Source organism: Herbaspirillum sp. B65, assembly GCF_000333555.1.
GTDB classification, from domain to species: Bacteria; Pseudomonadota; Gammaproteobacteria; order Burkholderiales; family Burkholderiaceae_D; genus Herbaspirillum; species Herbaspirillum rubrisubalbicans.
In genome coordinates this window covers 1-7,509 of record NZ_BADI01000995.1, presented here as the reverse complement: position 1 = coordinate 7,509, position 7,509 = coordinate 1, and the positions used below count along the sequence as shown (strand labels likewise).

The window sequence follows — 7,509 nt, the reverse complement described above, 5'->3', positions numbered from 1 at the left end:
CGGAGGCGTGACGAATCGGGCGGTGAATACTACTACTCCGAGTTCCCGCCCAGCGCCATGGTGCGCGACCTGGGCATGGGCGACCACGGCGGGATGACGCCGGAAGAAGAAAAGGCCAAGACGCAGATGAAGAACGAATTGTTCTGATGCGAACTGCAGAAGCTGGTATCGAAAAAATAAACTGTTTATATCGTTTATATATTTTTAGGATTCAGCAAAAACCGCCTGTTGCAAGACAGGCGGTTTTTTTATTGCACGGGCCAATGAAGCAGCGCCAATTCAATCCTTCCCCGCCAAGTAATGACTGATCCTGCGCATGGCCAGCAGGGTCAGCACTTCATCCTGTTCCACTCCGTAGTCGCTCAACTTGACGATGACCGTGCGCGTGGCCGGGTTGATGTAGAGGTATTGGCCGAACACGCCGATGGCCGAGAAGTCGCGGTCCACCGCATTGCCGGGCGGGATCCACCAGCCGTCGCGGTAGTCCAGCGTATTGCTGTTGTTGAGTGGCTGGCGCGGTTCGGCGGCCCAGGTAGGGCTGACGATCTGCTGCTGGCCGACGCGCCCGCCATCGAGATAGAGCAAGCCCAATCGGGAAAGGTCGCGGGCAGTGGTGTTGAGGCAGCAGAAGGCCTTTTCCACGCCATGCTCTTGGCTATCCACGCTCCAGGTCGCCTCCTGTTCCATGCCCAGCGGTTCCCACAGGGCTTGCTGGGCGAAGTCGGACAGGCGCATCCCGGTGGCGCGGGCCAGCACGCGCGATAGCACCAGGGTATCGATGCTGCGGTATTCAAAGCGCGAACCGGGCGTAAAGCGCAGGCCGTCACGGCGCGCGATGAAGCGTTGCAGGTCGGTGCTGACGAACATGCGTACCACCGGCGAGACTAGCGAGCCGCCATAGTTTTCCTGTACATCGATGCCCGAACGCATGTCCAGCAACTGGCCGATGGTGATGTTGGCGTAGGCCGGGGCGATCTCGGTGCGGTTGAGATAACGACCGATGGGTTCATTGAGCGACTTGATCTTGCCTTGCTGCAAGGCCACGCCGGTCAGCGCCGAGACGAAGGACTTGGCCACCGAGAACGAGGCGAAGCGGGTGTTGGCATCGTAGCCATCGATGTAGCGCTCGTAGACCACGCGGCCATCCTGCACCACCACGAAGGCATGGGCCGCGGTGGTCTTGAGGAAATCGCTGACCGACAGGCTGTGGCCATCCTTCCACGGCACCTGGATGTCCAGCGCGCGCAGCGCCGTGGGTAGCGGCTGCGGATGGCTGGAGCGGGCAATCGGGTTGGCCTGGAACACCTTGTAGCTCTGGCTGCGCGGGGTCAGGTCGAATTGCAGGTCGACCAGCGTCGGCAGGCTGGGCAGGTCGGCCAGGCGGCGGCCGATCTCGGCGCCGGCCAGCACCACCAGCAGGGCGGCGGTACTCCGGGCGATGAGCTGGGAGGGTGTGATGGGCATGAGGCTCGGGCGTGGAGAAGTGAGCCTATTGTGCCTGATCAGCCGGTCGTTTTGCGTGCCGCGTACTGCTGGTAGCCGCGTGCGCGCAACTCGCAGGCCGGGCACTTGCCGCAGCCATGGCCCCAGTCATGCAACTGGCCGCGCTCGCCCAGGTAGCAGGTGTGGGTATCGGCGCGGATCAGGTCCACCAGCGCGCTGCCTCCCAGCGATTCGGCCAGCGACCAGGTGTCGGCCTTGTCGATCCACATCAGCGGCGTTTCCACTTTCAGCTGCGTGGCCATGCCCAGGTTCAGGGCCACCTGCAGCGCCTTCATGGTGTCGTCGCGACAATCGGGGTAGCCCGAGAAATCGGTTTCGCACATCCCGCCCACCAGCACGTTCAAGCCACGGCGATAGGCCAGCGTGGCGGCCACCGTCATGAACAACAGGTTGCGACCGGGCACGAAGGTATTGGGCAGACCATTGTCCTGCATGGCGATGGCGACATCGCGGGTCAATGCCGTGTCGGAAATCTTGCCGATCAGCGACAGGTCAATCATGTGGTCTTCGCCCAGGCGCGCTTGCCAGTCGGGCGAGAAGGTCTGCATCTTTTGCAGCAGGGCCGGGCGCACTTGCAGCTCGATGGCGTGGCGCTGGCCGTAATCGAAGCCGATGGTTTCCACCCGGGCATAGCGCGACAGCGCCCAGGCCAGGCAGGTGGTGGAATCCTGGCCACCGGAAAAAAGCACCAGGGCGCTTTGGGTGTTGAGGGTGGGGGCGATGGGAGGCGTAGCGGACATGTTCTTGCTCAAGGCTGGAAGGGAGACGGGGACAAGCACGCGGGGCCTGGCGGCATCGCTGCCAGCCCAGGCCCCGCGCGTTCAACAGTGGCTAGCTTAGTGGGTTTTGTTGACCGAATCCAGCACCTGCTCGATATAGTCGCCATTGGGATCGGTGAACTTCAGGCGCACCGGATACCACTCCATCTTGGGCGCGAGCCAGATATCGAGCTTCTGGGCCTGGTCGTCCGGTGGTGGATTGCGGAACAGGTGCAGCGCCTCCGTCTCGCCTTGGGCGGTCTTGACCTTTTCACGGCCGACCACCTTGAAGGTCCATTGCTCGGCATCGCGCGGGCCAGCCACGAAGAACTTCCATTCCGAGCCCGGTTTCATCTTGGCGGCGTTGGCGCGGGCCATGGCCACGAATTGCCAGGTGATGCCGGTACGGTCCTGCTCGCCCCCTTGCAGCGGGAAGCTCTCGGCCGATTCGGTGAAGGTGATCTTGTTCTGCTCGCGGTTGAAGGTGGTGGTGGTCGGTTCGCGGCGCAGGCGTTTTTCCACGAAGCGCGACGGCGCCAGGCCATAAGCGTCGATGGCGCCTTCGCTGCTGGTTTCCAGGATCTTGCCCAGCAGCATGGCGCGGGTTTCGGTGGTGACGCTGTAGGCGGTCTTGCTTTGGGTCCACTTCACCAGGCCCTCGCCCTTGAGGTCGATGCCGCTTTGCTTGGCGCTGATGGCGTAATGCAGCTCGGCCGAGGGCGGCAGGTTGAAGGGACGTTTCTCGACCGGGTGCGGTCCTTCGGCGGCCTGCGCCGGGGCGCTGGCCAGCAGCGCGGCCAGTGGCAGGGCGGCCAGGGTGCGGAGGGTGGTGGTTAGGAGGCGATGTGAAAATTTGTTCATGGCGAGCTCTTCGTCTTGGTCTCTATAGGGCTTTGGGGGAGGGGCATGTTGGTGTCATATGAACAAATACGACCAGAATGCCCGGTGACGGTTCTGCCGTCTGGCAGCGCAATTGTGCGCAATTGTTTCCGATTTTGACAGGGCTGGCCGGATCGGGCAGGCCTTAGGGTTCCGGTGGCTTGAGTTCTGACAAGTCCAGTTGGGTGTAGTCGCCAGGGGGCCGCAGATCGGTATAGCGCACCCGCACCGGATACCACTCATGCTGTGGCGCCAGCCAGATATCGACCCGATCGTCATAGGAGCCGGGCTTGGGCATCCGCACCAGGTGCCAGGTTTGCAGATGGCCGATGGGCAGGTCGATAGCTTCCTGGCCCAGCACCTGTACGCGCCAGAGTTCGCCATCGCGCACCCCGGCCACGAACAGGTCGATCACCGCCCCCGGCTGAATCTGCGTGGCGTCGCCACGGCCGATGGCGGCCAGTTGCCAGATCAGGCTGGCCCGGTCCTGCTCGCCGCCACGGCGCGGGTAGCTGGTGGTGGAGGCGGAAAAGCTGACCAGGTTGCGCGCGCGGTTGAAGTGGGTGTTGGTGGCCGACTTGAAGCCCTTCTGCTCAGTGTAGAGCTCCGGCGAGACACCCCAGGCATCCAGCTCGCCCACGCTGGTGAAATTGAGCAGGGTGAAGAACAGCGCCTTGGCCTTGCCCTCCACCCGGTAGTGGCTGCCTTCGTTGTGCCAGTCGATGCTGCCCCGGCCATAGGCGGGCTGCTGGTCCTTGGTGCCGGTGACGTCGTATTGGAGCAGCGCGCTGGGCGGGGCGCTGGTGTGGTACTGCTTGCCCGTGGCCGGTGCCTGGCTGTCGCCGGGGCTGGCGTCTGCCGTGGCTGTGCCGCCCTGTGCCTGGCCATCACCGGATACGTCGGATACGCCGGTGCTCGCCGCTGGCATGGCGTGCGCGGCCTGCGGGGCGGGCGTGTAGATCGGTTCCACCGTTTCCCGGATCGGTTCGTCGGGGGGCTCGATGGAGGGTTCGACATGGCGCGTCGGTGCTGGCGCGGCTTGGCGAGCGGGCTTGCTGCGCTTGGGCTGCGCCGGTGCGGGAGCCGGCAGGACCACCGGCTGCTGCGGTGGCGGCACCGGCCGCAGTTCCACCGTGATGACCGGTTCCTGTGCCGCGCCAGGGGGGGCGATGTGGTGCCGGGCCCAGTCCACCACCACCCCATGCAGCGCCAGGCTCAATGCGATCAGGATCAACAGGCGCGGCCAGCGCCGGGGTGGAAGGGAAACTTCGCTCATGCCCGCCAGTTTATCGGATCGCGTGGCCGTCGTCGTGGGCCGGCTGTTCGTCCTGGGCAAGAGGCCAGGTCAAACCACGTACAATGCGGCTTTTGGTCGTTGTCCCTGTCAATTGATGAACCTGTCCCTGTCTTCCCGCCTGCCTTTGCGTGTGTGCTCGGCCGCCCTCTTGGCGCTGGCCAGTGTCTGCGCCGCCGTTGCTGCCCCCTTGCCGCCGATCCGCATCGGCATGATCGATGGCCTCTCCGGTCCCTTCGCCAATGCCGGCGAGGCCGTGGTGCGCAACATCAGCTATGCCATCGAGCGCATCAATGCGCGCGGTGGCGTGAGCCTGCCCGATGGCAAGCACCTGTTGCAGCTCTCCACCTTCGACAACAAGCTGGGCGTGGAAGACTCGCTGGTGCAGTTGCGCCAGTTGACCGATGAACGCATCCCCTTCCTGATCGAGGGCAACAGTTCGGCGGTGGCTGCGGCCTTGATCGATGCGGTCAACAAGCACAATCAGCGCGAGCCGGATCATCGGGTGCTGTTCCTCAATTACTCGGCGGTCGATCCCACCCTGACCAACGAGAAATGCAGCTTCTGGCACTTCCGCTTCGATGCCAGCGCCGACATGCGGATGCAGGCCCTGACCGAAGCCATCAAAGCCGATCCCGCGACCAAGAAGGTCTATCTGATCGGCCAGGACTACAGCTTTGGCCGCCAGGTGGCCAAGGCGGCGCGCGAGCAATTGGCGCTCAAGCGACCCGACATCGCCATCGTTGGCGATGAGCTGCACCCGATCGGCAAGATCAAGGATTTCTCTCCCTATATCGCCAAGATGCGCAGCGCCGGGGCGGATGCCGTCATCACCGGCAACTGGGGCAATGACCTGACGCTCTTGGTCAAGGCGGCGCGTGACGCCGGCTTCAAGGCCAAGTTCTATACCTTCTATGCCAACAGCCTCGGGGCCCCGGCTGCCATCGGCGAGGCTGGGGTGGGGGTGGTGCGGGCGGTGGCTGAGTGGCATCCCAATGCGGGCGGCAATCCGGGCTCGCCTAGCGACGCCTATTACCTGGAATTCCGCAAGCGCTACCCGCAGCCCAAGGATGATTATCTCTATCTGCGGATGCAGGTGATGATCGACATGCTGGTCAAGGCCATCGAAAAGGCCGGGACCACCGATCCCAAGGCGGTTGCATATGCCCTGGAAGGCGCGCATTATCAGAACGCCTTCCACCAGGCGACCATGCGGGCCGAGGATCATCAACTGATCCAGCCGCTCTACCTGATGCAGATGCAGCGTGCCGACAGCGGCGGCATCCGCTTCGACAACGAGGGCAGCGGCTTCGGCTTCCGCACCGAGCGTTTCATCCCGGCCGAGCAGACGGCGCTGCCCAGTACCTGCCGGATGCAGCGCCCGCCACGCTGATACGTAGAGACGTAGCACCAGGTAGCACACAACAACAGGAGCGAACTCATGCTGAACCAGGAGCAGATGCCGGGCGCAGGCTCGGTAGCCGATACCATCGAATTCATGAAGAAGATGTGGAGCAGCATGGGCGCGCCCGCCATGGCCACGCCCTCGCTGTCGGTGGAAGACATCAACAAGAAGATCGCGGACCTGAAGACCGTGGCCTCCTGGCTGGAGCTGAACCTGAACATGTTGAAGGCCACCATCCAGACCCTGGAAGTGCAAAGCGCCACGCTCTCCACCTTGCAGGCCATGAGCGCCATCATGGCGTCGCGCCAGGCTCCGGCCGATGAGACGGCTGCTGATGAAGAGGCGAGTACGCCGCCGCCTTTCCCCTTCGGTTTCCCAATGTGGCCGGGCGCCGGGGCGGCCCCGGAAGAAGCGTCGGAAGAAGACTCGACGCAAGATGTTGCTGAGGAGCAAGCGCCTCAAGCCGACCCGACCCCGCCGGTCGAAGAGGAAACCGTGGTTCCGCCGGCCCCCGATTTCCAGTCCGCCATTGCCAACCCCAATGCCTGGTGGAATGTGTTGCAGGAGCAATTCAAGCACGCCGTCGGCAATGCCCTGGCCGGCAGCACGCCCGACCAGGAGCCCTTGCTGAAGCCGGCCAAGCCGCCCAAGGCTGCCAAGCGTAGCGAAAATAAGACAGTCGCGCCCAAGCCCAAGGCCGCCCCGAAAACCAAGCCGGCTGGCGCTTCCAAGCCAGCCAAAGGGGCCAAGCCGGCGCCCAGGAAGCCGCCGGTCAAGAAAGCTCCCAAGAGTGCCGCAAATACGAGCGCGCCGGCCCGGACGGCTGTTGTACAATCGCGGCAAAACAAGAAGCCAGCCTCCCGCAAGCCAACATCCCCCTGATCCGCGCCCGGTCGGCGTCGGCCTGGGCGCATGAAGCGTCCGGGCCTTTGTCATATTGCTGAAACCTGACCGTTTTAGTATGGATCGGGAAAATCTTGTTAAAATCAAACACTTAACGCATATAGGCCCCTACTGAGATGCTGTACCCAGAATTGTTCAAATCGCTAGAGCAGGTCCGTTGGAATATGGATAAGGATATTCCCTGGGACAAGTTCGACGCTTCCTTGCTCACCGACGAACAGGCGCAGACCATCCGCATGAATGCGATCACGGAATGGTCGGCGCTGCCGGCGACCGAGATGTTCCTGCGCGACAATCGCGGGGACAGCGATTTTTCGGCATTCATGTCGGTATGGTTCTTCGAAGAACAGAAGCACTCCCTGGTGCTGATGGAATACCTGCGCCGCTTCCGCCCGGACCTGTGCCCGACCGAAGAAGAACTGCACAACGTGCGCTTCGAGTTCGATCCGGCCCCGCCGCTGGAAACCCTGATGCTGCACTTCTGCGGCGAGATCCGCCTGAACCACTGGTACCGCTGTGCCGCCGACTGGCACACCGAGCCGGTCATCAAGCAGATCTACAAGATCATCAGCCAGGACGAAGCCCGCCACGGCGGCGCCTACCTGCGCTACATGAAGAAGGCCTTGAACGAAGTGGGCGACAAGGCCCGTGCCGCCTTCGCCAAGATCGGTGTGTTGATGGCCTCGGCGCGCCGTACCGAAAAGCCGCTGCACCCCACCAACCTGCACGTGAACCAGGCGCTGTTCCCCAACGACACCGGAAAGCCG

Annotated in this window: 7 protein-coding genes; 3 read left to right on the top strand and 4 right to left on the bottom strand. The window is 63.4% G+C overall.

Translation table 11 applies throughout. From position 1 onward, the window contains the following. Nucleotides 1-279: 279 nt before the first annotated feature. From I5W_RS23385 to I5W_RS23370, 4 genes are all read right to left on the bottom strand, one after another. On the bottom strand, nt 280-1,464 hold the full coding sequence (locus I5W_RS23385; RefSeq protein WP_044531045.1) for a serine hydrolase domain-containing protein: 1,185 nt from the start codon (nt 1,462-1,464) through the stop codon (nt 280-282). Nucleotides 1,465-1,502: 38 nt separating this feature from the next. After that, nucleotides 1,503-2,243 carry a 7-cyano-7-deazaguanine synthase QueC gene (gene queC, locus I5W_RS23380; RefSeq protein ID WP_044531044.1) on the bottom strand — a complete coding sequence of 247 codons (741 nt, stop codon included), beginning with the start codon at nt 2,241-2,243 and terminating at the stop codon, nt 1,503-1,505. A gap of 96 nt (nt 2,244-2,339) precedes the next feature. Beyond that, nucleotides 2,340-3,122: a DUF3108 domain-containing protein gene (locus I5W_RS23375; protein ID WP_044531043.1), complete on the bottom strand. Its 783-nt coding sequence runs from the start codon at nt 3,120-3,122 to the stop codon at nt 2,340-2,342. Nucleotides 3,123-3,285: 163 nt separating this feature from the next. After that, entirely contained in the window at nt 3,286-4,416 is a 1,131-nt protein-coding gene (locus I5W_RS23370) for a DUF3108 domain-containing protein (RefSeq protein ID WP_044531042.1), read from the bottom strand. Between the two features lie 115 nt (nt 4,417-4,531). Between I5W_RS23370 and I5W_RS23365 the strand changes: the two genes are divergently transcribed. The 3 genes from I5W_RS23365 to I5W_RS23355 form a co-directional block, all read left to right on the top strand. Beyond that, a complete protein-coding gene (locus I5W_RS23365) occupies nt 4,532-5,827 on the top strand; it encodes a branched-chain amino acid ABC transporter substrate-binding protein (RefSeq protein ID WP_083893615.1) in 1,296 nt (431 codons plus the stop codon). A gap of 48 nt (nt 5,828-5,875) precedes the next feature. Beyond that, nucleotides 5,876-6,721, top strand: coding sequence for a PhaM family polyhydroxyalkanoate granule multifunctional regulatory protein (locus I5W_RS23360; RefSeq protein ID WP_044531041.1), 846 nt, complete (start codon nt 5,876-5,878; stop codon nt 6,719-6,721). A 137-nt stretch (nt 6,722-6,858) separates the two neighbouring features. Beyond that, a partial coding sequence (locus I5W_RS23355) for a ferritin (protein WP_044531046.1) occupies nt 6,859-7,509 on the top strand: 651 nt, incomplete at its 3' end.

Coding starts and splice junctions, on each gene's coding strand:
- I5W_RS23385 (WP_044531045.1), bottom strand. CDS start 1,464: ATGCCCATCACACCCTCCCAGCTCATCGCCCGGAGTACCGCCGCCCTG.
- queC (WP_044531044.1), bottom strand. CDS start 2,243: ATGTCCGCTACGCCTCCCATCGCCCCCACCCTCAACACCCAAAGCGCC.
- I5W_RS23375 (WP_044531043.1), bottom strand. CDS start 3,122: ATGAACAAATTTTCACATCGCCTCCTAACCACCACCCTCCGCACCCTG.
- I5W_RS23370 (WP_044531042.1), bottom strand. CDS start 4,416: ATGAGCGAAGTTTCCCTTCCACCCCGGCGCTGGCCGCGCCTGTTGATC.
- I5W_RS23365 (WP_083893615.1), top strand. CDS start 4,532: ATGAACCTGTCCCTGTCTTCCCGCCTGCCTTTGCGTGTGTGCTCGGCC.
- I5W_RS23360 (WP_044531041.1), top strand. CDS start 5,876: ATGCTGAACCAGGAGCAGATGCCGGGCGCAGGCTCGGTAGCCGATACC.